General features: G+C 60.2%; 21 protein-coding genes and 2 tRNA genes. 11 read left to right on the top strand and 12 right to left on the bottom strand.

Features of this window, described 5'->3' with window-relative positions:
* Window positions 1-32: 32 nt before the first annotated feature.
* The 10 genes from I6L47_RS08105 to I6L47_RS08060 all read right to left on the bottom strand — a co-directional run bounded on the left by I6L47_RS08105 (window position 33) and on the right by I6L47_RS08060 (window position 15,932).
* Window positions 33-1,586, bottom strand: a complete 1,554-nt coding sequence (locus tag I6L47_RS08105) for a PAS domain-containing methyl-accepting chemotaxis protein (RefSeq protein ID WP_216949067.1) — start codon at window positions 1,584-1,586, stop codon at window positions 33-35.
* 212 nt (window positions 1,587-1,798) lie between these two features.
* On the bottom strand, window positions 1,799-3,664 hold the full coding sequence (locus I6L47_RS08100) for a beta-N-acetylhexosaminidase (protein ID WP_216949066.1): 1,866 nt from the start codon (window positions 3,662-3,664) through the stop codon (window positions 1,799-1,801).
* Entirely contained in the window at window positions 3,649-4,521 is an 873-nt protein-coding gene (locus I6L47_RS08095) for a BadF/BadG/BcrA/BcrD ATPase family protein (RefSeq protein ID WP_115521216.1), read from the bottom strand. The genes I6L47_RS08100 and I6L47_RS08095 overlap by 16 nt, the downstream gene beginning before the upstream one ends.
* Complete coding sequence (locus I6L47_RS08090) at window positions 4,514-6,235, bottom strand: glycoside hydrolase family 9 protein (RefSeq protein ID WP_216949065.1); 1,722 nt, start codon at window positions 6,233-6,235, stop codon at window positions 4,514-4,516. Before I6L47_RS08090 ends, I6L47_RS08095 begins: the two co-directional genes overlap by 8 nt.
* A gap of 114 nt (window positions 6,236-6,349) precedes the next feature.
* Window positions 6,350-7,342 carry an ABC transporter ATP-binding protein gene (locus I6L47_RS08085; protein ID WP_005353824.1) on the bottom strand — a complete coding sequence of 331 codons (993 nt, stop codon included), beginning with the start codon at window positions 7,340-7,342 and terminating at the stop codon, window positions 6,350-6,352.
* A gap of 11 nt (window positions 7,343-7,353) precedes the next feature.
* Entirely contained in the window at window positions 7,354-8,373 is a 1,020-nt protein-coding gene (locus I6L47_RS08080) for an ABC transporter ATP-binding protein (protein ID WP_005334876.1), read from the bottom strand.
* On the bottom strand, window positions 8,370-9,290 hold the full coding sequence (locus I6L47_RS08075; RefSeq protein WP_005362141.1) for an ABC transporter permease: 921 nt from the start codon (window positions 9,288-9,290) through the stop codon (window positions 8,370-8,372). Before I6L47_RS08075 ends, I6L47_RS08080 begins: the two co-directional genes overlap by 4 nt.
* 1 nt (window position 9,291) lies before the next feature.
* Window positions 9,292-10,275 (bottom strand): ABC transporter permease, encoded by a 984-nt coding sequence (locus I6L47_RS08070; RefSeq protein ID WP_216949064.1) that lies wholly within the window; start codon window positions 10,273-10,275, stop codon window positions 9,292-9,294.
* Between the two features lie 118 nt (window positions 10,276-10,393).
* On the bottom strand, window positions 10,394-12,079 hold the full coding sequence (locus I6L47_RS08065; protein WP_005362139.1) for an ABC transporter substrate-binding protein: 1,686 nt from the start codon (window positions 12,077-12,079) through the stop codon (window positions 10,394-10,396).
* A gap of 415 nt (window positions 12,080-12,494) precedes the next feature.
* Window positions 12,495-15,932, bottom strand: coding sequence for an ATP-binding protein (locus I6L47_RS08060; RefSeq protein WP_216949063.1), 3,438 nt, complete (start codon window positions 15,930-15,932; stop codon window positions 12,495-12,497).
* 249 nt (window positions 15,933-16,181) lie between these two features.
* On the opposite strand from I6L47_RS08060, the gene I6L47_RS08055 reads away from it, so the two are divergent.
* Window positions 16,182-16,257: transfer RNA gene (locus I6L47_RS08055), tRNA-Gly, on the top strand.
* Window positions 16,258-16,314: 57 nt separating this feature from the next.
* Window positions 16,315-16,388 (top strand) — tRNA-Cys (locus I6L47_RS08050).
* Window positions 16,389-16,436: 48 nt separating this feature from the next.
* On the opposite strand, the gene I6L47_RS08045 is transcribed toward I6L47_RS08050, so the two are convergent.
* Window positions 16,437-16,730, bottom strand: coding sequence for a hypothetical protein (locus I6L47_RS08045; RefSeq protein ID WP_005347702.1), 294 nt, complete (start codon window positions 16,728-16,730; stop codon window positions 16,437-16,439).
* Between the two features lie 212 nt (window positions 16,731-16,942).
* On the opposite strand from I6L47_RS08045, the gene I6L47_RS08040 reads away from it, so the two are divergent.
* The 9 genes from I6L47_RS08040 (at window position 16,943) to I6L47_RS08000 (ending at window position 24,180) form a co-directional block, all read left to right on the top strand.
* On the top strand, window positions 16,943-17,143 hold the full coding sequence (locus I6L47_RS08040; protein ID WP_005334863.1) for a YbfA family protein: 201 nt from the start codon (window positions 16,943-16,945) through the stop codon (window positions 17,141-17,143).
* A gap of 435 nt (window positions 17,144-17,578) precedes the next feature.
* A complete protein-coding gene (locus I6L47_RS08035) occupies window positions 17,579-17,842 on the top strand; it encodes a DUF2282 domain-containing protein (protein ID WP_005334862.1) in 264 nt (87 codons plus the stop codon).
* Between the two features lie 72 nt (window positions 17,843-17,914).
* Window positions 17,915-18,763: a DUF692 domain-containing protein gene (locus tag I6L47_RS08030; RefSeq protein ID WP_216949062.1), complete on the top strand. Its 849-nt coding sequence runs from the start codon at window positions 17,915-17,917 to the stop codon at window positions 18,761-18,763.
* Window positions 18,756-19,508, top strand: a complete 753-nt coding sequence (locus I6L47_RS08025; protein WP_216949061.1) for a DNA-binding domain-containing protein — start codon at window positions 18,756-18,758, stop codon at window positions 19,506-19,508. The genes I6L47_RS08030 and I6L47_RS08025 overlap by 8 nt, the downstream gene beginning before the upstream one ends.
* A complete protein-coding gene (locus I6L47_RS08020; protein WP_021229847.1) occupies window positions 19,505-19,948 on the top strand; it encodes a DoxX family protein in 444 nt (147 codons plus the stop codon). Before I6L47_RS08025 ends, I6L47_RS08020 begins: the two co-directional genes overlap by 4 nt.
* A 97-nt stretch (window positions 19,949-20,045) precedes the next feature.
* A complete protein-coding gene (locus I6L47_RS08015; protein WP_216949060.1) occupies window positions 20,046-20,528 on the top strand; it encodes a GNAT family N-acetyltransferase in 483 nt (160 codons plus the stop codon).
* Window positions 20,529-20,707: 179 nt separating this feature from the next.
* Window positions 20,708-22,003 carry a PAS domain-containing methyl-accepting chemotaxis protein gene (locus tag I6L47_RS08010; RefSeq protein WP_216949059.1) on the top strand — a complete coding sequence of 432 codons (1,296 nt, stop codon included), beginning with the start codon at window positions 20,708-20,710 and terminating at the stop codon, window positions 22,001-22,003.
* Window positions 22,004-22,164: 161 nt separating this feature from the next.
* Window positions 22,165-22,719: a DUF3332 domain-containing protein gene (locus tag I6L47_RS08005; protein WP_216949058.1), complete on the top strand. Its 555-nt coding sequence runs from the start codon at window positions 22,165-22,167 to the stop codon at window positions 22,717-22,719.
* Window positions 22,720-22,806: 87 nt separating this feature from the next.
* Window positions 22,807-24,180: an HD-GYP domain-containing protein gene (locus tag I6L47_RS08000; RefSeq protein ID WP_139463454.1), complete on the top strand. Its 1,374-nt coding sequence runs from the start codon at window positions 22,807-22,809 to the stop codon at window positions 24,178-24,180.
* A 77-nt stretch (window positions 24,181-24,257) separates the two neighbouring features.
* On the opposite strand, the gene I6L47_RS07995 is transcribed toward I6L47_RS08000, so the two are convergent.
* Window positions 24,258-25,316, bottom strand: coding sequence for an FUSC family protein (locus I6L47_RS07995; protein WP_216949057.1), 1,059 nt, complete (start codon window positions 25,314-25,316; stop codon window positions 24,258-24,260).
* Window positions 25,317-25,361: the final 45 nt, after the last annotated feature.

The following is a 25,361-nucleotide window of genomic DNA, read 5'->3' as shown; positions in this document are numbered from 1 at the left end:
TGTGGCGCTTCTGTCATGGGGCTGGCAATGATTCAGCCGAAGGTCTGGCTAAGCCCCTTCAGTTGCTTGGCCCGTTCCAGCAGAGCCTGACTGGAGTGATCGACATCCAGCATCTTCTGACTGTTGGCGTGGGAGTATGCGGATATCTGGTGGATGCTGCGGCTGATCTCCTCCACGACCGCTTGTTGCTGCTCTGCAGCGGTGGCGATCTGGGTGGAGTGTTCGGTGACCAGCTCTATCTCTGTCAGCACGGTATGGAGGCTGCTGGCGCCCTGGCGGGTCATCTCGGCACATGCGCGGGTCTGTTGCAGGTTCTCCTGCATCATCCCCTTCCAACGTCCCAGAGTGTGCTGGATCTGCTTGATGCTGCCCTGGATCTGCTCGGTCGCCTTGTGGGTGCGGGTCGATAGAGTACGCACCTCGTCTGCGACCACTGCAAAACCACGGCCCTGCTCCCCGGCGCGAGCGGCTTCGATAGCGGCGTTGAGGGCCAGCAGGTTAGTCTGCTCGGCGATGCCCTGGATCTCGCCCATGACACTGCCAATCCGTTCGGATTCGCTGGCGAGCTCTACTGCCGAGTTGAACGCCAGCTCTGCCTGTTTGGCGAGCTGTTCGATCTGTTGCTCGGTCTGGTTCAACTGCTGGTTGGTTTGTTCACAACGATTGCGAGCTTCGTTGACCTGACCCTTGGAGTCCTGAATGTTACGGGCGATCTCGTGGGCCGTGCTGGCCATCTGAGTCATAGCCGTAGCCATCTGCTGGGTCTGGGCATCTTGCTCGTTGATATCGAGACAGGCCTGATGAGAGGCCTGCTTCAGATTGATGGCCAGGATTTGCAGAGGTGCCGTGGCATCGTTGATCCGCCCCAACACGGTTCGGATGCGGGCCTGCAGCATCTTGATATGAAAATCGGCAATGGCGCCGGGGTTGTCACCGGAGTAGACCAGCCGGGTCAGACTGTCATATTCGCGGCCCAGTTGCTGTAGATAGTGGGGCAGGGCAAAGAGCTCGCGCCAGTAGGCTCCGCCAATAAGCAACAGGGGCAGCAGCATCAGCAGGGCGGTTATCGGGCCCTGGCTGCTGGCGGCCCAGCCCAGCAAGCCGAGCAGTAACAGCGCGAGCAGTGGCAGGCGGGCACTGACGAGTGAGGGGAGTCGGCGGCTGGTGCCGCGCTCGGCCTTGAGCAGTGCCTGGTAGGTCTGAGCGGCGATGCGCTTGAATTGGGGCTCGGGCTTGCAGCGTACCGACTGGTAGCCGCTGATCCTGTTGCCTTCGTAGATGGGGGTGACGTAGGCATCTACCCAGTAGTAACGACCATCCTTGCAGCGATTTTTGACGATGCCGCGCCAGGGTTTGCCCTCCTTGAGGCGGGCCCAGAGATCGGCGAAGGCGGCCTTGGGCATGTCCGGGTGGCGTACCAGATTGTGGTTGTGACCGACCAGCTCGTCGGCGCTATAGCCGGCGATGGTGCAAAAAGCCGGATTGGCATAAGTGATCACCCCGCGCAGGTCAGTGGTGGAGACCAGTTGTACGTCGGCAGGAAACTCCACTTCGCTATCCAGGGTATGGACATCTCTGCGGGCCATAGGAATACGCTCCGATGTTCTTGTTGATAATGTTGTCGTTGTTATTGTGGCAGATCTGGAGGTGGCCGCAGGCTCGCGCCAGCAGGAGGCAGACCAGCTTCATTGGGGGCTGGATTTTGCCAATAATGGCGGATGAATGGTAGGGGGAAGTTGATGTTTTGTTGGTTAATCGTAAAAAAGGCGGCCGATTGGCCGCCAAAGTAGAGACAACATTACCTCTGTGGCATCCGGTAGCGCACCTGCAACTGATCGAGGAGCTGCAGCTGACCCGGCAGGCGGGCGGCGAAGTGCTCCCAGCCCTTGTGGGTGGGATCGCTCCAGGCCACCTCGGCCGTGGCCAGCATACGCGGGAACAACATGTAGTCGAGACGATCACGGCTGGTGATCAATTCTGACCACAAGGGGCTCAGCACCCCGAGGATGTTATCGTTGGCATGGAAATCGGCTGGGGCAGGGTCACACGCGTAGATCTGCTCCAGATTGAGGGTCCCCGCCCAGTAGAGGCCGGGTTCATGAATATCGGCGCTCCAGGCGAGATCCAGATAGAGGAACTGGGCGGGCGCCATCACCACCGGATAACCGGCTGCGGCAGCATCCAGCCCCGCCTGAAAGCTGGTCCAGGCACAGATGGCCGCTTTGCGGCTCACCTTGTCGCCGTGCAGGATCTCCTCCCAGCCGATCATCTGTTTGCCTCTGGCGGCCAGATAGCGCTGACAGTGGCGCAGCAGATGGCCCTGCAGCTCGCGGCAGTCGGCGTAGCCCTGTTCGGTCATCAGCTGCTGGCAGGCGGGGCTGTCGGTCCAGACCCCGGTCGGCACCTCGTCACCCCCCATGTGGATCTGGGGGCCGGGGAAGAGTTCGCACACCTCGTCCAGCACCGCCTCCAGGAAGCGGTAGGTGCCGGGCAGGGCAGGATTGAGCACGTTGTCATCGAAATGCTGGACCGAGCGGTAGCGGGAGTGATCTGCCGTTTCGATCAGCAGCTCGGGCAACGCCTTGATGGCGGCGTGACAGTGGCCCGGGATGTCGATCTCGGGAATGACGGTGATGCCGAGCTCACTGGCATAGCTCACCAGCTCCTTCACTTCGCTCTGGGTGTAGTAGCCGCCATAGGGTTCGGCACCGCCGCTGAGCTGGGGGTCGATCGCCAGATCGTGGCCGCGCCAGGCACCCACGTCGGTCAGCTCTGGGAAGGCTTTTATCTCGAGCCGCCACCCCTCGTCATCGGTCAGGTGCCAGTGGAAGCGGTTGAACTTGTAGAGGCTCATCAGCTTGAGCAGGCGCTTGATGGTTGCCGGAGTGTGGAAGTGGCGGGCGCAGTCGAGAAAAATGCCGCGAAAGCCAAAGCGCGGGGCATCCTCCAGTGTGACGCAGGGCAGGCTCTCCCCATGTTGCAGATACCACTGGGCCAGAGTCACCAGCCCGTGGCGCCAGCCCGCTTCGTCGGCGGCGGCAATTACCACCTCCTGCGGCGTGATGGTGAGTTGGTAGGCTTCGGGGGCCAGTTTGGCCTCGGTCAGCCGGATTTCTGCGTCGTGATCCTGCTCCAGCGCCAGCGATGTGAGTTCGTTGAAGTGGGCCAGCAATTTCGGCACATCGCGGGGGGCGCTGACATGAGCCCGCTCTGCCAGCCGGAAGTTCCCCTCCAGCAGTACCAGATGGGCAGGTTGCGGCACTATACCGGGCAGAGGCTCGATATCCGGCAGATCTGGGCGGGCTACCGGCGGGTTCTCCAGTCCGAGATCCTGCGCCGCCAGCGTCACCGGCAGCAGCTGGGCACCCGTGGTCGCCTCCGGCAGGCTGAGAAAGAAGCCCTGCGGCATGTCGGAGAGCTTCTTGATGGGGGTCTGACGGCAGCAAAAGCGCAGCTCGCAGCTGCCAGCGTTCGGGACAATCACCTTGTAGCTGCCGCTCTGGCGCTCCAGCTCCCCCCCTTGCAAGGAGTCGGGGTCGATATGGCGAGCCAGACAGAAGTGCAGCTTCCACTTGGTATCCGGCATGTGGGAGAGGGTGAAGGTGAACCAGACATCCTCGCCGTCACGTCGGGCGACCTGGGTGTGGATCAGGGGTGTAGACATGGAAAATCCTCTGATTGGGCAAACAGGATGGCGCCATCAAGCGCATCTGCCTGGGGGGGGATCAGGTTGAGCTGGCCGAGACGGGGAGCGAGGCGGGTGCCAATCCCCCCCAGCAGGGCGATCTGTCTGGCACCGAGCTGGGTCATCCCCTCTAGCAGGATCCGCAGCTGTTCACAGGTTTCGTCCAGCAGCTGGTTGGCAAGCTCGTCGCCATCGCTGGCGGCATCGAATACCCAGGGGGCAAAGTGGCCATAGTCCGCCGGAATGGCGCGGGCGGCCCAGCGAACCACCTCGGCTTGATCCCGCTTGAAGCGATCCATCAGGCGGATGGCGAGGGTGCTGGGGGGCAGAATGCCATCGTGGCAGAGCAGGGATTGCTGGATGGCGTGCAGCCCCAGCCAGGCGCCGCTGCCTATGTCTGAAATGGGGAAGCCGCGGCCGGAGCAGGTGCGGATCTGCCCCTCCTGATAGACCAGCCCCACCGAGCCGGTACCTGCGATCAGAATGGCCCCCTCACGGCCGCCAAAGGCGCCGAGGCAGGCACCGAAGGCATCGGAGGTGAGCCTGACGCTGGCAAAGGGGAAGGGCATCTCGAGCAGGGCGTGATAGCAGTCGGCCAGCTCGGCGGAGGCGAGCGCCAGCCCGACCCCCATCTGCTGTTCACTCTCGATAGCGATCCCGGCGGCAAGGCGGGCGCTGGCGATGGCGGCCAGCACATTGGCGTGGGCATGAGGGATGCCCAGCTCCAGATTGGAGCCAGCAGCGCGCCCTTCACCGAGCAGCTTGCCCGCCCGATCCCGAATGCGGGCGCGGGTGTGGGTGCCACCGCCATCGACTCCTACCCAGTACTCAATCATGGTGACCTCCATTTCCCTGCGCATTCAGCCAAGTGATGGCCAGGGCAAACCAGGCTGCGTGGGGGATCCACTGCTCGCCCCAGCGCCAGTTCTGATCCAGCCGATCCTTGTACTCCTCCGGAATAAAGGCCACCTCATTTTCGTCATCAAACCCTGAGGTGATGCCGTTGCAGATACCCCCCTGCGCATTGGGATAACCGGCGGTATAGGCGGGGTTGTTGATGCCGTGGCCCGCCAGCATGCAGGCGTTGAAGGGGTTTTGCCCGAGGATCCAGTCGAGTTGGCGCTGACCGTAAGTGATGAGCGGCTGGCTCTGGCGGGGGAAGTGACGGGCGCCAGCAAAGGCCATGGCCGCCAGAGAGGCGAGGCGGGCATTCTCCCCCTGCCACCAGTAACCGGATTCGTTGTTGTGGGGCATAAAGAAGCTGACGCGCGGCGCTTCATCCACCCCTTTGACATATTGGCGGGCGAGGGAGAAGGGGTTGCCCGCCCGTGCGCATAGCGCCAGCTCGGCGGCCAGCGCCTGCTCCATCACGGTTTGTACCTGGGCCTTGCGCCCCTGATCCGGCTCTACGTCTAAATACTCCAGCAGCGCCAGCACCGGCAGACCCGCTTCGGCGGCGTGATAGTAGGGGCGCGAGCCATCCTCGTTGGCCGACCAGTAGTGACCCAGCTCCGGATGGATGCGCTGGCGGGCGCAGAGCTTGCTGGCGCGGGCTCTCGCCTCGGTCAGCCACTCGGCGCCGAAGGTGCGGATCAGCTCCACCGCCGCCAGCAGGGCGCAGTAGTCATCGATGATGTTCTCGACCCCGTCGTCCAGATAGGCGAGGTTGTGCTCGCACAGGTGCAGGTAGCCGCGTTTGGCCGCCTCGGCGTAGCGGCTGGCATCGAAGTCGCCGCTGACGCTCTCGCGGGCGGCGCGGGCCAGCGCGGCGATGGCCATGCCGCCCCCTTGGCGGAAACCCGCCTGCCAGTTGGCGGATTTGATCCCCTGCTGGGTGGCATAGGCGCACAGCTCGCGCTGGGCGGGATCCTTGCTCCACTTGTCGAACAGGGTCATGTAGAAGAAGCCCGACTCATCCTGCATCCGGCAGAGGAAATCGGCGCCGTGCAGCGCCTCGTCATTGAGCCGCTTGCAGAGGTTCACCCCGTCGATATCGCGGCGCGGGGCCAGCAGTTCCCGGCACTTGAGCAGGGCCCACACTACCATGGGGGTTTGCTGGGGGTTGAGGTAGTTGGCGTAGGAGAGGTGGCTCAGGTACTTGCTCATGTCGCCGCTGGCATCGAACCAGCCGCCGTGCACATCTTTGTGCTGTTCGGTGCCAAACAGGCGGGCGCTGCGGTCGGCCCGATCAAAGGTGCCGCTGGCGCGCTGCCCCTTGACGTAGTGAATGACATCGGAGAGGCAGTGGCTGGCCAGCAGATCCTGGCCGATGGCAAAGCGGGTCGAGCGGACAATGCCTTGGGCAGTGATCGCCTCCAGCCGATAGTGGCCGGGCTCCTTGAAGGCGGAGAAGTCGGCACGCCAGTAAGCGCGGCCTTGCCAGCCAGAGACGCTGCCAGCCGGTTGCAGCGGGGTTTCAAACAGGATCTGGCCATCATCGAGGCGTTGCAGCCTGACATAGCCGCCGAGATCAGGGGCAGGGGAGGTTTGCAACAGGGCGACCTTGTGTCCGTCGCTCTCGTAGCCCACCTGATTGATCAAGAGTTCCATCAAGGTATTACTCCTGTGGTTCACCGCCGGGCGGTGAGGCACATCACGGGGCTGTGGCCGCCCCGTATCGAGGCATGGCCGGACAGGGTTGTCCGGCCGGTTCAAGGCTCACCCTCACTCGTAGAGGTAGCAGCGCACGAAGTGGTTGTCGGCAAGCTTGGTGATGGGGGGCAGCGCCTCCTTGCAGCGGGGCATCGCCTGATTGCAGCGCCCGGCAAAGGGGCAACCGCAGGACTCCGGCGTCCAGAGCGGGATCTCCCCCTTGCGGCCACCCTCCAGTTCGGCATGGATGCTCTTCTCTGGGTCGGGCACCGCCGAGATAAGCAGTTGGGTGTAGGGGTGCTGCGGGTGGTGCAGGATCTCGTCCACCTCGCCCCACTCCACCATGTGTCCCACATACATCACCGCCAGATCTTCCGCCACATAGCGGGCGGTGGCGATGTCGTGGGTGATGTAGAGCATGGAGACACCAAGCTCGTTCTTCATCTGCTCCATCAGGTTGAGGATGCCGATGCGAATGGAGACGTCGAGCATGGAGGTGGGTTCGTCCGCCAGCACCACTTCCGCCTCCACCGCCAGATTGCGGGCGATGTTGACCCGCTGGCGCTGGCCGCCGGAGAGCTGGTGCGGATACTTGGCCGCGGTCGCCTTGGCGGGGGTCAGGCCGACCTTCTCCAGCAGGGCGTAGACCATGTCGGGCAGCTCTTTTTTGTCGATCACCTTGCTGTGCAGCAGCAGGGGACGGGCGATGTGGTGATAGATGGTGTGGGTCGGGTTGAGCGAACCGAACGGATCTTGCCACACCATCTGCACGCTCTGGCGATAGTCCAGCAGGGCGGTGCCCTTGTTGAACTCCTCCAGATCGTGGCCGCGATAGAGAATGCGCCCGGCACTGAGCTTGTACATCTTGGCGATGATCTTGGCGATGGTGCTCTTGCCGGAGCCCGACTCCCCGACCACCGCCAGGGCACGGCCCCGGTGCAGGTTGAAGGTGATGTCGGAGAGGGCCCGCATCTTGCCACTCTTGATGGCATTGGAGTTGATGGGGAAGTCCTTGTAGAGGTGCTGGACTTCGATGATGGGTGCATCGGTTTTGGCGATTTGCATGACAGACATCCTTAACAGCCAGCGGCCTTGTCCAGATAGATCACGGAATCTTGTTGCAGTCCCTGCTCCTCATAGAGGTGGCAGGCGGTCTGTTGCCCGGGGCGGATCTCGGCCAATCTGGTGTACTCCTGACGGCAGCGATCGTGCACTTTGCCGCAGCGGGCCTGAAAGCGGCAGCCGACCGGCACCTCCAGCAGGTTGAGCGGTGTGCCCGGGATCCCCTCCAGCACCTTTTTCGGCCCGTGCAGGGGTGGGAAGGAGTTGCCCAGCCCTCTGGTATAGGGGTGCAGCGGCGCGGTCAGGATCGCCTTGGAGGGAGCCACCTCCACCAGTTCACCGGCATACATGATGCCGATGCGATCGCAGAACTCCACCATCAGGGAGAGGTCGTGGGTGATGAACAGAATGGAGAAGTTGAACTTCTCTTTCAGGGCATAGACCTTCTGCAGGATCTCCCGCTGTACCACCACATCGAGCGCCGTGGTCGGCTCATCCATGATCAAGAGCTCGGGGTTGAGCGCCATGGCGATGGCAATCACCAGCCGCTGGCGCATGCCGCCGGAGAACTGGTGCGGGTAGTCCTTGAGCCGGCTCGGGTGGATATCGACGATGGTGAGCAGCTCCTGGGCGCGCTTGATCGCCTCGTAACGGGTCATGCCGGGGTTGTGGGCCAGCAGCACGTCGCAGAACTGCTCCTCCATCCGCAGTACCGGGTTCAGGGCGTTCATGGCGGACTGGAACACCACCGACACCTGTTGCCAGCGATAGGAGCGCAGCCGCTCGTCGTTGTAGTGGAGGATGTTCTCCCCCTTGAACAGGATCTCGCCACCGCTGATGTAGGCGGGCGGCTTGTGCAGCCGGGCCACCGAGAAGGCGACGGTGGATTTGCCGCAGCCCGACTCACCGGCGAGACCGAAGATCTCGCCCTGTCTGATATCGAAGCTCACCGAGTTGACGGCGCGCACGTCGCCATTTTCGGTGATGTAGTCGACGCAAAGATTGCGTACTGACAGCAGTGGATGCTTGTTCATGCTGTCTTCTCCTGTGCGGCAGAGAGTGGTGTTGCGACCGGGGTGGCAAGTTTCTTCCAGCGGCTCAACCCTTTGTGGGAGCGCAGCTGCGGGTTGGCAATCTCGTCGATGGCGAAGTTGAGCAGAGCCAGACCGGCACCCAGGGTGGCGATGGCGAAGCAGGGGGCCAGGATCTCCCACCAGGCGCCGACCAGAATGGCGCTGGAGGTCTGGGCGTTGTAGAGCATGATGCCCCAGCTCACCACGGTCGGGTCGCCAAGCCCCAGAAACTCCAGGGTCGCTTCGGTGACGATGGCGTAGATGATGGAACCGATGAAGCTCACCCCGATGATGGAGATGAGGTTGGGCAGGATCTCCACCAGAATGATGCGCCAGGCCGGCTCGCCCAGCACTTCGGCGGCGATAACGAACTCTTTTTCGCGCAGGGCCAGGGTCTGGGCACGGATAACCCGCGCGCCATAGGCCCACGAGGTCAACCCTATTATCACGGCAATCACCGCCGGTGACGCCTCCCCGATAAAGCTCGCCAGCACCAGTAGCAAGGGGAGGTTGGGGATCACCAGCACCACGTTCATCAGGAAGGTGAGGCACTCATCCACCAGACCGCCGAAGTAACCGGCGGTGATGCCGATGGCGACGGCCAGGGTGCAGACCAGCAGGCCAGCGCTGAAGCCCACCATCAGTGAGATACGGGCGCCGTTGGTGAACTGGGCCCAGATATCGTGGCCCATGCGGGTTGAACCCATCACGAACTCGGCACTGGGCGGCTGGTGCGGGCGAGCCACCCGTTTGGTCGGCTCGTTGCTGGCCAGAATGGGGGCAAAGATGGCCATCAGTACGAAGGCAACCACGATGGCGAGGCCACAGGCAGCCTTCTTGTTGCCCAGCAGGATTTTGAGAATGGTCGGCATACGCATCTTATTTGCCTCCTGTACGCAGACGGGGATCCAGGAAGACGTAGAGCACGTCGGCCAGGAAGTTGAAGCTGAGCATGGTGATGGTCATGATGAGCAGCTGCCCCTGAATGAGCGGGTAGTCGCGGGCCAGAATGCCCTGATAGAGGGTCAGGCCCAGGCCGGGATAGTTGAAGATAACCTCGGTGATGAGAGATCCACCGATGACGAAGCCGAGCGCCATGGAGAGGGCGGTGACGCTGGGCAGAATGGCGTTGCGGGCGCCGTAGTTGAAGATCACCCGGTTGCTGGAGAGCCCCTTGGCCTTGGCCATGGTGATGTAATCCTCGCCCAGCAGGTTGATCATGTTGTTGCGCATGGTGATGAGAAAGCCCCCCACCTGCACCACGGCCAGGGTCAGCACCGGCATGATGGCGTGGGTCATGATGCTCTTGATGTGCTCCCAGCCCCAGTCAGCCTTGATCTCCGGACTGTAGGCGTAGCCGATGGGCAGCCATTCGAGGCTGACCCCGAACAGGAACAGGGCGAGCAGGGAGACCACCACAGGCGGAATAGCCTGCATCACCAGGGTGAGCGGGGAGAGAATGCTGTCCATCCGGCCGCCGCGATACCAGGCGGCAAAGATGCCGACGATGGAACCGAGGGAGAAGCTCAGGATGGTGGAGGTGCCGACCAGAAACAGGGTCCAGCCGATGGCACGGCCCAGCACGTCAGAGACCTGCTGCGGGTAGAAGCGCACCGAGGTGCCGAGCTCCCAGGTGAAGACACTCTTCACATAGGTGAGAAACTGGGTGCCGATGGGGCCGTCGACAAAGCCGAAGGTGGCTTTGAGGGCTTCTAGGGCGGCGGGTTCCATCATGGCGCCAGCGCGGGCAAACATCACGGAGACAGGATCCCCTGGCATGGCACGGGGTAACAGGAAGTTGATGGTGGCGGCTACCAGAAAGGCAACCAGATAGAAGGAAAAGCGTCTCAGTATGAATCCCATGATAGTACCTTTTACTGCAAGTCTGCCCCGCGTCGGGTATAGCTACCCCAACCCCGGCAAAGTCGGGCAGGAAGGGGATTAACGGGGAAGATGGCCCCCCGCAGGGGGCCGGGATTGTTTAGCTGTTTGGCTTGAGGGACAACACGTGCAGCAGACGCTCAGGGGTGTCCGGGTGGAGCTGAGGTTTGGCTACCGGGTTATCAGCACTGAACCAGCCGTTGAAGCGCTTGGTGCTGTACTCGTACCAGGTCGGGTTGTTGAAGACCGGAATGATGGTCTGGTTGGCACCAACACGATCCTGGATGGCGAACATGATCTCCTTCTGCTTGGCCGCATCGGCTGTCTGGGTGAAGTCATCGATCAGCTTGTCGAGTTCGGGATCCTTGTAACGGGGCGCGGCGAAGCGGTTGCCACGGTCACCCATGTTGCGGGAGTGGAATGCAGTCTCGAAGTACTTGTGCGGGTTGGCACCGGCAAAGTAACCCTGCAGGGCGACATCGAAGTCACCGGTGATCAGGTTCTCGGTCCAGACGGTTGCTTCCGGGGTGGCGGTCTTGGCGTTCAGGCCCAGCGCCTGCAGCCCTTCTACACCAATCTGAACTGTGTTGACCCAGTCGGTCCAGCCGTTCGGTACCAGTACCTTGAACTCGATCTTTTTGCAGCTCGGGGTGTCGAGGAACTTGTCGCCGTCACAATCCTTGTAGCCTGCCTCTTTCAGCAGGGCCTTGGCCCCTTCCAGATCGAACTTGTTGTACTTGCCGTACTTCTTGTCCACTTCCGGGTTGTTCCAGGAGTCGAAGGCTTTGCCCAGACCTGACGGGTACTCGTTGACGGTGGGGTAGCCGTAGCCCGCGATATCCACCATGGACTGGCGGTCCATCGCCATGGAGAAGGCGCGGCGGAAGTTGATATCGTTGAAGGCTTCGTTATTGCCCGGGTTCTTGGTCTGGAAGTTGACGTTGAACGCCACGGTACCGGAGGCCGGGAACCAGTATTTGTTGTTCTTCGGATCGTTGCCGACGTAGAGGCGCTCGATATCCGGCACGAAGGAGCCGAACCAGTCGATGTCACCCTTCATGACAGCAGCCAGCACCTGGTCGTTGGTGGCCATCTGCGGCATACGCAGACAGTCGATGGCGAGGTTGGCGTTATCCCAGTAGTGCGGGTTGCGGCACTGGGTATAGAGCTGGGCGGAGAAGTTGTCCACTTCGGTGAAGGGGCCAGTACCAACCGGCTTGTCGTTGGTGAAGGCAACCGGATCTTTCACCGATTTCCACTGATGCTCCGGCACGATAGGTACCAGCACCAGATCGTTCACCACGTTGGTGTTGACCTCGGTCAGGTCGAATTTGACCTTGTTGGGGGCCAGCTTCTCGACGCTCTTGATCTGGGTCCAGATTGAGCGCTCATCCAGCGCCTTGTTGGCCTTGACCAGATTGAAGGAGAAGATGATGTCATCGGCATCAAAGGCTTCGCCGTCAGACCACTTCACGCCGTCACGCAGATCGAAGGTGACGGATTTCAGGTCATCGCTGAACGCATAGTTGGTGGCCAGACGATAGACGGGTTTGCCCCCTTGCATATCGTTGAAGATCACCAGCGGTTCATAGATGAAGTGACGGGTGGTGTGCAGCAAGCCCGCTTGCAGGAAGGGGTTGAAGTTCTTGACCCAGGCGGTTTCCTGCTGTGCAACCATGGTCAGCACGGTTTTGTTTTCTGCGGCCATGGCGTTACCGGCGGCACCGGCAAGCATCATGGTTCCCAGCATTACAGCGGTAGAGATTTTGGATACTTTGGCAAGCATATGTTTTCCTTTCTTATTTTTTGGCATTCCCGAGGGTTCGCCTTGTTTTGTGTGAGCACCGGTTTCGCATGCTGATGAAATCGGCCCTCTGTGTTGGTCAGGTGTCTAACCTTTGTCGTTCTGTTTTCCAACGCCCTAAGCAAACCAGAATTAACAGGAAAACAACAACTATTGATTTCGTTGTTTTCGTAAAAATTGACGGTGTTACGTCAATCTCGTCAAAATCGTTTTTTATATGTTTAAAATCATTGCTTTGCGTTATTTGCTTTCGCGTAAAAAGTGGCTGTGAAAATGGCGTATATGACAAATTTGTGAATTGGATCTGCTCTCGGTTTCGGGGTCGGGCGAGGCTTTGTTTTGCATAAAAAGAAACCAGATTGCCAATTGTGATCCGGCGCCCGTTTAGGGCGCCGTGTCACGGCTTGCGGTTGGCGAGTTGACGCAGGGTCTGGGCGCTGTGCTGCAACTGCTGGCGCTGGTGGTCATTGAGCGGGCAGTGGCCCAGCACATACTCGGTGGTGGCCACGACCGTCTTCCAGCGTGGCGACTTGGGCAGGGTGTCCAGACTCAGGTATTTGTCGAGGGTACGGGTCTGCGGGCTGGATCTGTCCATATAGACCCGCCACAGCTTGCTCTTCTCCGCCAGCACGATTTTGCCCTTGCCGGTCCCCTGCTGCCAGGCATCCAGGGTAAGCTGCATGGTCTCTACCAGCGCACGGCGCAGCGGCTCGTCATCCTGCTGGCGAATAAGGTCGTCGGCCAGCGAACGGAACTCGCCACCCAGGCGGCTCAGCTCGCCCAGCAGCTGTTCATCTTCGATGATGGCTTGCCGCGAGAGGTTCTTGAGGGCGTTCTCCAGCGCCATTACCCGGTTCTCATCCTGACGCAGCTCGGTACTCAGAGTGAGGGCGAAAGCGGCTTGTCCTCCGAGCGCGATGGGCAGGGCACGGGCGTTGAGCACATCTTTTTGCCCGGCCACTAAAAATTCCAGATTGTGTTCCCGCTCGCTGGCAAGGTCGGGCCACTGCTGTTGCAGCGGGGTGGCTAGCCATTCATTGAGGGACTGCCCCTCCATGGCTTCCGGCTCCTGTCCCAGCAGGCGCGCCAGCACCCGGGAGGCAAACAGCACTGTGCCCTGCTCGTCGATAAAGATCATCGGGTCGGCCCCTTCACCGAGCAGGGCCAGCAGCCGCTGCTGATCCTGATGCAGCCGATCCTGCAGGGTGAGGCGATGTTCGATCTCCTGCTTCAAGAGCCGGTTTTCCACCAGTGAGGCGCGTCCGGCCTTGGCCTCGAGCAGTGCCTTGACCCGGGCAAACAGCTCCTCCTTGCAGAAGGGTTTGACCAGATAGTCGTTGGCACCGGCCCCGAAGCCCTCCTCGATATCCTTGGGTTGGTTAAGGGCGGTGAGCAGCAGCACCGGCAGCATATCTTTCGGGTGCTGCTGGCGCAGGCGGCGGCAGACGTCAAAACCGGAGAGGGTGGGCATCATCACATCGAGCAGAATGAGGTCTACCGGCTCCTCGGCCAGCTTGGCCAGCGCATCGTGGCCATCGCTGCTGGGCAGAATGCGGTAGCCGCAGGGCTGCAGCAGATGGCGCAGGATGTGCAGGTTGATGGGCTCGTCATCCACCACCAGAATGAGCGGCGCATCCTCGGGGGGAGGGGGCAGATCATCGCTCTCCCAGTCCGGCAGGATCAGCGGTTGCTGGCGCACCAGCTGATGCTCGATCTGGCGGCTGTCGAGTGTCAGATTGGCCGCTTTGCCGGTGGCAAGGGGCAGGGTAAAGGCGAATGTAGAGCCGACGCTCGGCTCACTCTCGACGAACAGCTCGCCCCCCATCAGGTGCACCAGCTGGCGGGTGATGGAGAGGCCAAGGCCGGCCCCCTGCTTGCTTACCTCCGGGCTCATCTGCACCAGCGGCTCGAAGATATGTTCCAGATGGTCGGGGGCGATGCCGATGCCGGTATCCGTGACCTTGATGCGCAGGAAGTTGTTCTCGACGATGGCACTGAGCACCACCTTGCCCTGCGGCGTGTACTTGATGGCGTTGCCCACCAGGTTGTAGAGCACCTGTTCGAGCCGCTGCTCATCGGCCAGTACCGGCGGCAGTTCGGCCGGGCTGATATCCACCAGGGTGAGGGGTTTGGCCTGCACAAGATGCTGGCAGAGATCCAGCACCAGCCGGATAACCCCCTTGGATGAGACGGGCTGGGAGTGGATCTCCAGCTGGCCGTAGCGCATCTGGTGGTAGTCCAGCAGATCGTCCACCAGACGGGCCAAGCCGTCGGCGCTCTTGATGATGAGGCCGAGCTGCTTTTGCTGCCCTTCGGTCAAATCCTGCTGGCTGGCGAGCATGGACTCGGCCATCCCCTTGATGCCGTGAATGGGGGTACGCAGCTCGTGGGAGGTGTTGGCCAGCAGTTCATCCTTGAGCTTGTCCGCTTGCTGCAGGCTGAGGTTCTGCTTGTGGGTCAGCTTGACCTGCTGTTGCAGCTCCTGGGTCTGCTGTTCGATCAGTTCGATCTTGTCCTTCACCGAGCGCTGCATATGGCGAAACGCCTCGGCCAGCCGGTCGATATCATCGCCGGTGCGCTCGATGGCGATGGGGTGATCCAGCGCGCCGTCGGCCACCTGCTCGGCTGCTTCGGTCAGCGATCGCAGCGGCGCAGTGATGGAGTGGGAGAGCCAGCGGGAGAAGAGGATCAGCAGCAGTACCGAGCCCGCTCCCAGCACAATTACCAGAGTTTCCAGCTGGCGGATCGGGGCATAGGCTTCCCGGGTAGAGATCTCGGCGATAAAGGCCCACTCGGTATCGAACACCTTCACCTGGGTGTAGGCGGCCAGCACCTCGTCATCCTGATAGGAGTGGAACAGCCCGACCCCCTGCTCGCCGGAGAGAGTCTTGGTGATGAGGGGTGTTTGCAGCGGCCGGAAATTGGGGCTGAAGCTGTTCTCGACGCTGAACTCCGGTGCCAGCCAGGCATCGGCGCGCATCCGCTTGTCAGGGCCGATCAGGATGGTCTCGCCGGTCTCGCCCAGCCCCTCCCGCTCCGCCATGATCTGGTTGAGCTTGTCCGGCAGTAGCTCGAAAATCACCACACCGCGCACATAGTCGTACTGCATCACGGGGGCCGCCATGTAGGCGACCACCTGCCCGGTCAGCTCGTTGCGGCCAAAATCGGTGAACTCGAAGATCTGCTGCGGTTTCTGGCCGCCATCGAGGCGGCGTTTGATCTTGGCGAAGGTCTGGCCCAAGCCACTGCCCTGATAAGGTCCGGAGAGCAGATTGGTGGCAAAGTTAGGGTGCTTGGTGACCGAATAGACCACATCACCGTTGAGGTCCACCAGAAAGATGTCGCTGTAGTTGGACTTGCGCACCATGTCGGCATAGCCGCGATGAAAGCGCTGGTGCACCCGGCCATACATCTCGTCGGCGAGGATAAGCGCCGTGATGGAGGGTTCGATCTCCACCTGACTGTCCGGTTTGCGCAGTTGATCCCAGGAGCCGGGCAGATAGCGGGCCTGAGCACGGCTGCGGGCCTCCTGCGGTGTGGTGCCCAACTTCTCGAAGGCGCCGGTAAAGCCATAGAAACGGCCGATACTGTTGCCGGCGAAATCCTGCTGGGAGAAGTTGATGATCTGCTCTTTGAGGTTGTTGAAGTAATCCTCGAGCTGACTCTTCTTGATATTACGAACGGAGACCAGATGGTTGGAGGTCTGGGTGGTGAGATCCTTGCCGTGGCTGTATAGGAAGAAGAGGGTGATGACCAAAAAGGGCACCATGCCCAACATGAAAAAAGCCAGCATTAACTGCGGCCTGAGCCCACGAAGCGTGAAGATCCATTTCATCTTGTGATTTTCAATTGAGAATCCGGTTATTAAGCCGCTCAAGTCTCGAACGAAAGCGTAATCATTTCAACGACTTTATCCCAAATTCGCTTGGTGGGTCACAGCTGGCTGGAGAAAAATGCAGCAAGGCGTTTAAACCCTGAGCAAACAGTCTGCATCAGGGCTTAAATTGCGAAAAAGGGGTTGTGCTGGCGCTCGTGGTACGTATAATGCGCCTCGTTGTCAGGCAACTGGCACGAAAGCAGTAACGCGGGAATAGCTCAGTTGGTAGAGCACGACCTTGCCAAGGTCGGGGTCGCGAGTTCGAGTCTCGTTTCCCGCTCCAATCTTCCATCGCACCAACGATGGAACTCACTTTCAAGACAATCAGTCTTGTCAGCATGGCGCGTTAGCAAAGCGGTTATGCAGCGGATTGCAAATCCGTTTAGTCCGGTTCGACTCCGGAACGTGCCTCCATATTTTCTCTGTTTATCTCAATCATCACTCTTCGAGTCTGAGCCTTGGTCAGTATCCTTGCTGTACCAGCAACTGTTCGCAGCCAGCCTGTTTCCACTCGCGCTCGAGATAGTGGCTCACATCCGCCATGTTTTGCCCCCGATATTGAAACTGCACCTCGGCGCTGTGCTGGTTGAGATCCGCAATCCGTTGCTTCAGTGTGCCGCATTGCCACAGGCTGACGGTGGGCACGCCCCGTTCGGCCAGCACGATGGCATCTTCCCGATTCAGTTGCCACTCCTCCAGTTGTGCCCGTGTCAGGGCAACCATCAGCACCAGCAGTGCTACTTCCGGCAGTTTCATGCGTGTCTCCCTACTGCATGTTTTTCCCCTGATAACTGTGGCAAAGCGCACGATTTTCGCAAGTTTGTTAACTGTTGGTTAATAACGTAACCCGTTTTCAGTATTTCCCATTTTTCACCATTTTTTTATAAAAAAATGCGTTGGTGATGTAGTAATCCTACATGGAGTGGGGTAATCTTTGCTCAGTGGTCTTACCAGTAAGGAGTTACATCATGTTTCATCCCTTTTCCCTGACTCAGATTATTCTTCGTCGCATTTATGTATTGCTGGTGGGCATTCTGGCTTTCCCCGTGATGCTGTTTCGCAGCGATCGTGCCCGCTTCTATAGCTATCTGCACCGGATCTGGAATAAAACCAGCACCAAACCGGTGTGGCTCAAAATGAGCGAGCGTGGCGAGCGGATCTTCTACTAAACCCCATTCGCACCATGTGCAAAAAGAGACAGCCAAAGCTGTCTCTTTTTTTATCTGCTTGCTGCAACTCCTGGCTCCCAACACCACTCCGATTGTTTATTTCTTGTTTCTTTAAAGTTGCATCCAGCCCTGCCTGTTGGCGGGGCTTTGTTATGTCTGATGCATCTCTTTTGATGGAAGCAGTGAAGAAGATTAACGGGATGAAAGCACCATATGGCACTTTCCTCGTTCATTAATGGGTGGTCGTCGAGAAATTTTTAATGATGAAATAGCTGTTTAAAATCAATTGATTGAGTGTCTTTCTTTGGATTTTTTAACTCTTTTTGTGTTTTTTTTTGAAAGGGAATATCCCGTTTGCCGGTTCTATTGCAGGTACCCGGTTGCGACAAATCGGGGATATCAGCGACATCCAACGACATCAAAAGGAACATGAACATGAATGTTAAAAAAAGTACTGCTATCGCTTCCGCCATGACCGGTCTGCTGGCGCTGGGCGCCCAATTTATCGCGGCGCCAGCCATGGCTGCCGATGAAAAGGAGAAGTGCTACGGCGTGGTCAAGGCCAGCAAAAATGACTGTGCGACCAAGAGCAGCTCCTGCGCCGGTACTGCCAAGGAAGATGCTCAGGGTGATGCCTTTGTGGTGATGCCCAAAGGGCTGTGCGAGAAGCTGGTCGGCGGTTCGTTGCAACCCAAGTAAGAGACATCGGGCAGGGGATGGCCAACGGGCCGCCCCCTGCATCTTCTCTGATTGGCGAAAGCGAGTCTTGCGATGAACCCTTTGATTGGTATCGGATTACGCACTCCCCATTACGATGAGATCCGGCAAACCCTGCCGGCAGTCGGTTGGCTGGAGGTGCATAGTGAAAATTACTTCGAGCGGCACAGTCACGGTTTTCAGGTGCTCGCCGAACTGGCGCAGCACTACCCCGTCAGTCTTCACGGCGTTGGCATGTCCCTCGGTTCTGCCGACCCGCTCGATCCGCACCATCTGCAGCAGTTGTCGACACTGGCCGCGGCGATCAAACCGGTACGGATCTCCGAACATCTCAGCTGGGGCAGCATTGGTGGGCGTTACTTCAACGATCTGCTGCCGGTGCCCTATACCCGAGCCTCCCTGCGCAACATGAGCGACAAGATCCAGCAGGTACAACAGACCCTGGGTTGCCGCATGCTGATTGAAAATCCCTCCTCCTATCTGCAACTGGCCGGGGAGATGAGCGAGTGGGAATTTCTGGCCGAGCTGCAGCAGCGCAGCGAGTGCGGCATCCTGCTCGACCTCAACAATCTCTATGTCAGTGCCTTCAATCACGGTTTCTCTTGCGATGAGTATCTGGCGGCGATCGATCTCGCCACCGTCGGGGAGATCCATCTGGCCGGTTATACCGAGAAGCAGCTGCCGGAAGGCTCCCTCTATATCGATACCCACAGCGCCCCTGTGGTGGAGCCGGTGTGGGAACTCTATCGCCAGATCTGCCGCAAGCAGGTCATTCCGACCCTGATTGAGTGGGACCTCGAGATCCCGCCGCTGCCGGTCTTGCTGGCAGAGGCGGCGCAGGCCGGCGCCATTCTGGATGAGGCGCGCGCCATGAGTGCACCACGGGAGGTGGCCCATGGCTGAACTGGCACAGCTGCAACAGCACTTTGCCGAGGGTCTGCTGGGGGCGCCTGACGCCATTTCCCCTCACATCAGTTCCCGGCTCTTTTCTGCCGAGTCTGTGCTGCAGGTCTATCGCAACCACTTCATCCTGAGCCTTGGCGAGGTGCTGGCGAGCAGTTATCCCGCCGTCAAGGCCATGGTCGGGGATGACTTTTTTGCAGCGGCGGCCCGTGGCTTCGTATTGGCCGAGCCGCTCAGGGAAGGGAGCGTCATGCACTATGGCGCCGGATTTGGCCAATGGTTGGCCCGCTTGCCAACTACAACCGGGCTGCCCTGGCTGGAGGCGCTGGCGCAGTTCGAATGGCAGCTTGAGCGTGCCAGTCTGCTGCCGCTGGAATCACGCTGCTGGCCAGCCGAGCGTCTGGCCGCATTATCGCCGCAACAATGGGAGCGGCTGCGGCTGTTGCCAGCCACGGATCTGCTGCTGGTTGCCAGCGATTATCCGGTGCTGGCCCTGTGGCAGATGGCGCTGCACTGTGGTGAAGCGGTGGAGGTGCTTGATGCCCCCGTCAGGTTGGCATTGAAGAAACAGCCGGATTGCCGGGTTGCCCCCTTGCCCCTGACGGCGGGTGAGTGGGCGCTGCTACAGGGTTGTCTCGCCGGTACGGCGCTGGTCGATCTGCTTGCGGCCGACCCTGCTGCCAGTGAACATCTCACTCGCTTGGTAACTCTTGGTCTGCTGGTGGATATGGAGGTAATGCCATGATGGCAAACAAATGGCTGGCGCTGGCCAGCTCGAGTGGTGATTTGCCGCGCTGGAGCAGCGCTGGTGTGCTGTTGCTGGCGCGGCTGTGGGTCGCCTCGGTTTTTTTCACTTCAGGCTGGCTCAAGCTGACTGCGTGGGATTCCACCCTTTATCTGTTTGAATCCGAGTATCAGGTGCCCCTGCTGCCCTGGTTGTGGGCTGCTTATCTGGGTACGGCGACCGAGCTGCTGTTGCCGCTCTTCCTGTTGGCGGGGCTTTTTACTCGCCCGGCCGCCTTGCTGCTGTTTGGCTTCAATATCATGGCGGTGATCTCCTACCCGACCCTCTGGGCTGGCGGCTTTTACGATCACCAGCTGTGGGGCTGGATGCTGCTGACCCTGATCATCTGGGGCGGCGGTGTACTGAGCCTGGATTATTGGCTGACACGTCGCAACCATTGATTTACCAGTGATTTTCCCAATGACAAAGAGCGCCACAAGGCGCTCTTTGTCATAATGACGGCCGGCGAAATTCCCCATGAGAGAAAAGGAGCAGCCAATGATTATTCGTCAGGCAAGGGCCGCAGATATACCCGCACTGGTGGCGCTGCGCATGGAGCTGTTTTGTGAGGTCGGTGAGCTGGTGACGCCGCAGGCAGACCCGGCCTTGTGGCAGGCCACCCTTGACTACTTTACCCGGGCGATGAGTGAAGAGAGCGCTTTATCATGGCTGGCTGAGGCCGATACCCAAGAGGGCGGCAAACAGATCGTGGCGGCAGGGACGCTGGCATTGTTTGAACGGCCACCCTATCCCGGCAATCTGGCGGGGATGGAGGGGTATCTGCTCAATATGTATACGCGGCCACAATGGCGCCAGCAGGGGATCGCCACGGCGCTGCTCGATGCCATTACAGCCTTCGCCAGATCGCGTCAGCTGGGCAAGGTGTGGCTCCATGCCAGCGAGCAGGGGCGCCCTCTCTATGAGCAGATCGGCTTTGTCGCCAATCCGGCCTATCTGGAGTGGCAACCGGCGGTGGAATAAGGATTGCAGCTCTGCATGAGTGGCGTTTGGTCGGTGAATTTGATTTACAGCAATAAATATGGCGTCAGATGGGATCGCGGCAACGCCGCCAACTATGCTGATGGAGCACGCCACCATTATCTTATTGATCCACTGCGTGGTTTGGCCATGGTGGGTGCCAGTCTGGAGGATAAGTTTCGATGTTCAATAGCAAACTGAAAGCCGAGTTGCAGCAGTGCCAGGATCAACTTCTGGAACAGCAGGGATTTTTCGACGCAGTGCACGGCAGCGTGGCGACCATCACCTTTACGCCGGATGGCACTGTGCTGGCCGCCAATGATCTCTTTCTCAACGTGGTGGGCTTCAGTGCGCCCGAGGTTATCGGCCAGCATCACCGTATCTTTTGCGACAAGCTCTATGCCCAGAGCAGCGACTATCAGCAGTTTTGGGCGGACCTGAAGCAGGGGCGCTCCCGTACCGGGGTGTTCCAGCGCTTCAACAAACGGGGCGAGGCGATCTGGCTGGAAGCGACCTATTTTCCGGTCAAGTTGCGGGGCGTGGTGACCAAGGTGATCAAGATCGCGGCCGATATTACCGAGCACCACCTGCAACTGCTCAGCCAGCAGGCGGTGGTGACGGCGCTGGATCGGTCGCTGGCGGTCATCGAGTTCACCCCCAGCGGGGATGTGATTGCTGCCAACGGCAATTTCCTCCATACCATGGGCTATACGCTGGCTCAGGTGCAGGGCAAGCATCACCGTATCTTTTGCGACGATCAGTTCTATCGAGACCAGCCTCACTTCTGGGATGAGCTGGGCCGTGGTCAGTTCAAGTCCGGTCTCTTCTGTCGTCAGAACAGTCACGGTAGCAAGGTGTGGCTGGAGGCAACCTACAACCCGATCCTGGATGACAACCGCCGGGTGGTGAAGGTGATCAAGTTCGCAAGCGATATTACCGAGCGGATCAACAAGAGCGATGCGGTGCGGGAAGCGGCCATGTTGGCCCACGATGCGGCCCGGGAGACCCTGAACTGCGCCGAGCGTGGCGCGGGTCTGCTCTCCTCGGTGGTCGATACCTCCAGCCTGATTGCCAGTCAGCTGACTCACAGCATCGGCCTTATCAATCAGCTCAACGAGCAGTCGCGCAGTATCGAGGCGATCGTCTCCACCATCAGCAGCATCGCCGACCAGACCAATCTGCTGGCCCTTAACGCAGCCATTGAGGCGGCGCGGGCGGGGGATCAGGGTCGTGGGTTTGCGGTGGTGGCCGACGAGGTTCGCCAGCTGGCGGCCCGTACGTCTCTCTCTACCGACGAGATTGCCAAGGTGGTACAAAATAACCGGGAGCTGACCGCCAAGGTCACCTCCGAGATGTCCGACGTCGCCAGCAGCGCCGAGCTGGGTAAACAGCAGGTGGGCGAGGTGAATGAGGTTATGAGCGACATCCGCCGAGAGGCGAACAACGTCTCCAGCACCGTCTCTGATCTGGCCATCTGAACCCCCTGACTTCCTGTCATGCCGGGGCATTGACTCATATTTGAGCAGTCAGTGCCCCAATCTGAACCCCTCCTGTATCGTCCCGCCATTGTGAATTGTCCTCTTCTGGCCCCTTGATTAGGCTTGCCGCCTCATTTATTTCAGAGCAGGAACAGAACACGATGGCATTACAACAGAAGGGGCGGGCAATGGCCCTGCTGGTTATGGTCGCGAGCATGGGTCTGGGCGGCTGTATGGGGCAGATGGGGCTTTCCGGCATGGTCACCAAGGGCAACCTGAGCGTGGTGGATAACCGCTACGCTCGTGCCGGGGTCTTTATGCTGCTCTCCCCTGTCTACGGTCTGGCCGCGACCGCTGACCTGTTCGTCTTCAATACCATCGAGTTCTGGTCTGGCAAGAACCCTATCACCGGCAAATCTCCGGCTGTGGTGGACATGAAAGCCAATCCGGTGATCAAGGTGAACCAGCATCTGGATCCGGCCCTCAAGAAGGTGCCGTTGGCCATGCTGCCACAAGGGGTGCGCGAGGTAGAGATCAGCTACCCGGACGAGCATACCGCCCAGATGGAGGTGCACTATCTGGATGGCCGCCGCAGCATGATGCGTGGCGAGAAGCGTGGCGAGATGATGGATATCTACTTCGATGGCCGCTTTGTCTCTACCCTGAGCCGCGCAGAGCTGGAAGAGCGGGCGAATCAGGGCAAGGTTGCTGCCTAAATTCAACTGAATCCAGATCGATCCAGCTTCAGATGGGGTATACCTAATCTGCTGGCAAAATCGCCATGATGTCTAAGGGAGTAGACTATGACGGTGAATGGATTGCGATTGGCGGAGTTGATTGGTTCCCTCAGTCATGCGCTCGATATGACCGAGGGGCAACCAAGAGGACACTGCATTCGCTGCTGCTGGATAGGTTCCCGTCTGGGGGAGCGGCTGGGACTGGACGCCCGGCTGCGCCATGACCTCTACTACACGCTCCTGCTTAAGGATCTTGGGTGCAGCAGCAATGCCGCCCGCATCTGCGAGCTCTATCTCACCGACGATCTTCACTTCAAACGCGATTTCAAACTGGTGGATGGCTCCCTCTCCGAGGTAGTCAACTTTGTGCTGGGCCACACCGGCTTGCAGGCGGATCTGCTGGGACGTTTTCGCAGCCTGTTTCATATCTTTCGCAACGGCGACCAGATTGCCAACGAACTGATCCAGACCCGCTGTCATCGGGGGGCAGATATCGCTCGCCAGTTGCGTTTCAGTGACGAGGTGGCCGATGGCATCCTCTCCCTCGATGAGCACTGGAATGGCAAAGGTCGGCCCCTGCAACTGGCAGGCGAGGCGATCCCGCTCTTCTCCCGCATTGCCCTGCTTTGTCAGGTGGTGGATGTATTTCACGCGGCCGCAGGTCCGGATGCGGCGCTCAAGGAGCTGCGCGAGCGCAGCGGCAGCTGGTTTGATCCGGCGCTGGTTCGCGAATTTGAAGCGCTGGCCGACGAAGAGTTCTGGCAAGGGCTGGCCGATCCCCGACTGACCGAGTGGGTGCTGGTCCACCCGGCCGGGCAGGGGGAGGTGGCGCTGGATGAGGATTATCTGGACGAAATCGCGGCGGCCTTCGGGCAGGTGGTGGACTCCAAAAGTCCCTACACCGCGGGTCACAGCGGCAGGGTGGCGCTCTATACCGACATTCTTGCCACCCAGATGGGGTTGTCCGAACCGCGTCGACGCTGGCTCAAGCGGGGAGCCCTGCTCCATGATGTGGGCAAGCTCGGGGTGAGCAACGCCATTCTCGACAAGCCGGGCAAACTCGATGCGCAGGAGTGGGCGGCGGTGCAGATGCATGCCGCCTACACCGAGGAGATCCTGAGCCGCATCGGCGCCTTCGAGGAGTTGGCACAAGTGGCGGGCGCCCACCATGAGCGGCTCGATGGCAAGGGCTACCCCAAGGGGCTGAAAGGGGATGAGATTACCCTTGAGACGCGGATCATCACCACAGCCGACATCTTCGATGCCATCACCGCCAAGCGCCCCTATCGCGGCGCCATCCCTGTGCCGCAGGCGTTGGAGATGATGGCGGAGAATCTGGGCACAGCGATAGACCCCGACTGTTTTGCCGCCCTGCAGGCGGGTATTCAGGATTTCTCCCTCTACCTCACCACCGAGCAGCCGCTGGCCAATGCCAGTTAAGATTTGCTGCCTTCATGGCCCAAGTGGCCAGTCAGACAGCAAAACGCCCCGCCACTGCGGGGCGTTTTGCATTGGGTTTAGTCGGGCTGCTTGCGATGGGGCGGGGTGAGGATCAGTCCCAGCAGGCGGCGCAGGTGGGTGAGCTGTTCGGTCAGCTGGACGTTGAGCCAGAGGTAGCCATTGATGGCTGCCTCTGCGTTGGGCGGCAGCGATACCTGGGTCGCCACCTCGTGCAGGCGGGCGATGGCGGCATCTGCGCAGCGACCATCGCCGGTTTGCATCATCAGGGCAAGCTGGTTGATCGCCTCCTCGGTGGCCAGATGGCAGGCTTGCAGCGCAGCCGTGCTCTGCATCAGGAAGTGGCTCTCCCGATCGTTCCAGTAAGTGTTGGCCAGCATCTCAAGAGTGCAGAGGGTATTGCGCATGGTGACCTGCACCGCATCAAACAGGGCGATGCTGTGGCGTGTCTCCTTGGCCGCAGGGGCCAGCAGGGCCCGCAGTTTGCCGGTTTGTGCCAGCAACTGGGAGAGATTGTGCTTGAGGCGAGGGCGCTCCAGCACATTGGGGGAGAGGTGGGTGTGATAGAGCCGCCCCGACTGCTGCAGGATCTGGTGCAGTTGCAGCCGCCAGTGGCTGTAGGCCCGCTGGGGATAGATGCTGCAAAAGAGCAGCGCCAGCAGGGAGCCCAGTATCACGTCGGCACTGCGCCACAGCGCCGTCTCTATATCCCCCGGCATGGCCCCCATGGTGACTCCCAGGGTGATGCCGATCAGCAGCCCCACATAGGGGCGCTTGCCGAGGGCCAGATAGCCGCAGAGGAACATGATGCAACCGCACCAGATCAGGGTAAGCGGCAGGGAATAGATCTCCAGATAGAGCGCCACGACCCCGCAACTGGCGCCGAAGATGGTGCCCACCACCCGCTGCAGGGCGCGGGAGAGCACATTGCCCCAGAACGAGATGGGGCCCATCACTACCACCAAGGTTATCAGCGGCCAGGTGCTCTCCGGCAGTTTCAGCTCGCGGGTCAGCAGAAAGGTGAGCATAAAGGCGAGCGCAATGCGCAGGCCATGGACGATCCGGTAGCGGCCATAGACCAGCAGATCGAGTCGGGAGAGGGGGGCATCAAGACGCACGGTCTGCCTCCTGTCAGGTGGGGGACGGGGCGCCGTGCATCCGGC

The sequence above is a fragment of the Aeromonas sp. FDAARGOS 1417 genome, from assembly GCF_019046985.1.
Classification (GTDB): domain Bacteria; phylum Pseudomonadota; class Gammaproteobacteria; order Enterobacterales; family Aeromonadaceae; genus Aeromonas; species Aeromonas veronii.
This window is presented reverse-complemented; position numbering and strand designations above follow the sequence as displayed.

What these genes read in the sequence shown, in the direction of transcription:
- I6L47_RS08105 (WP_216949067.1), bottom strand. Translation starts at nt 1,586, where the DNA reads ATGGCCCGCAGAGATGTCCATACCCTGGATAGCGAAGTGGAGTTTCCT.
- I6L47_RS08100 (WP_216949066.1), bottom strand. Translation starts at nt 3,664, where the DNA reads ATGTCTACACCCCTGATCCACACCCAGGTCGCCCGACGTGACGGCGAG.
- I6L47_RS08095 (WP_115521216.1), bottom strand. Translation starts at nt 4,521, where the DNA reads ATGATTGAGTACTGGGTAGGAGTCGATGGCGGTGGCACCCACACCCGC.
- I6L47_RS08090 (WP_216949065.1), bottom strand. Translation starts at nt 6,235, where the DNA reads ATGGAACTCTTGATCAATCAGGTGGGCTACGAGAGCGACGGACACAAG.
- I6L47_RS08085 (WP_005353824.1), bottom strand. Translation starts at nt 7,342, where the DNA reads ATGCAAATCGCCAAAACCGATGCACCCATCATCGAAGTCCAGCACCTC.
- I6L47_RS08080 (WP_005334876.1), bottom strand. Translation starts at nt 8,373, where the DNA reads ATGAACAAGCATCCACTGCTGTCAGTACGCAATCTTTGCGTCGACTAC.
- I6L47_RS08075 (WP_005362141.1), bottom strand. Translation starts at nt 9,290, where the DNA reads ATGCGTATGCCGACCATTCTCAAAATCCTGCTGGGCAACAAGAAGGCT.
- I6L47_RS08070 (WP_216949064.1), bottom strand. Translation starts at nt 10,275, where the DNA reads ATGGGATTCATACTGAGACGCTTTTCCTTCTATCTGGTTGCCTTTCTG.
- I6L47_RS08065 (WP_005362139.1), bottom strand. Translation starts at nt 12,079, where the DNA reads ATGCTTGCCAAAGTATCCAAAATCTCTACCGCTGTAATGCTGGGAACC.
- I6L47_RS08060 (WP_216949063.1), bottom strand. Translation starts at nt 15,932, where the DNA reads ATGAAATGGATCTTCACGCTTCGTGGGCTCAGGCCGCAGTTAATGCTG.
- I6L47_RS08045 (WP_005347702.1), bottom strand. Translation starts at nt 16,730, where the DNA reads ATGAAACTGCCGGAAGTAGCACTGCTGGTGCTGATGGTTGCCCTGACA.
- I6L47_RS08040 (WP_005334863.1), top strand. Translation starts at nt 16,943, where the DNA reads ATGTTTCATCCCTTTTCCCTGACTCAGATTATTCTTCGTCGCATTTAT.
- I6L47_RS08035 (WP_005334862.1), top strand. Translation starts at nt 17,579, where the DNA reads ATGAATGTTAAAAAAAGTACTGCTATCGCTTCCGCCATGACCGGTCTG.
- I6L47_RS08030 (WP_216949062.1), top strand. Translation starts at nt 17,915, where the DNA reads ATGAACCCTTTGATTGGTATCGGATTACGCACTCCCCATTACGATGAG.
- I6L47_RS08025 (WP_216949061.1), top strand. Translation starts at nt 18,756, where the DNA reads ATGGCTGAACTGGCACAGCTGCAACAGCACTTTGCCGAGGGTCTGCTG.
- I6L47_RS08020 (WP_021229847.1), top strand. Translation starts at nt 19,505, where the DNA reads ATGATGGCAAACAAATGGCTGGCGCTGGCCAGCTCGAGTGGTGATTTG.
- I6L47_RS08015 (WP_216949060.1), top strand. Translation starts at nt 20,046, where the DNA reads ATGATTATTCGTCAGGCAAGGGCCGCAGATATACCCGCACTGGTGGCG.
- I6L47_RS08010 (WP_216949059.1), top strand. Translation starts at nt 20,708, where the DNA reads ATGTTCAATAGCAAACTGAAAGCCGAGTTGCAGCAGTGCCAGGATCAA.
- I6L47_RS08005 (WP_216949058.1), top strand. Translation starts at nt 22,165, where the DNA reads ATGGCATTACAACAGAAGGGGCGGGCAATGGCCCTGCTGGTTATGGTC.
- I6L47_RS08000 (WP_139463454.1), top strand. Translation starts at nt 22,807, where the DNA reads ATGACGGTGAATGGATTGCGATTGGCGGAGTTGATTGGTTCCCTCAGT.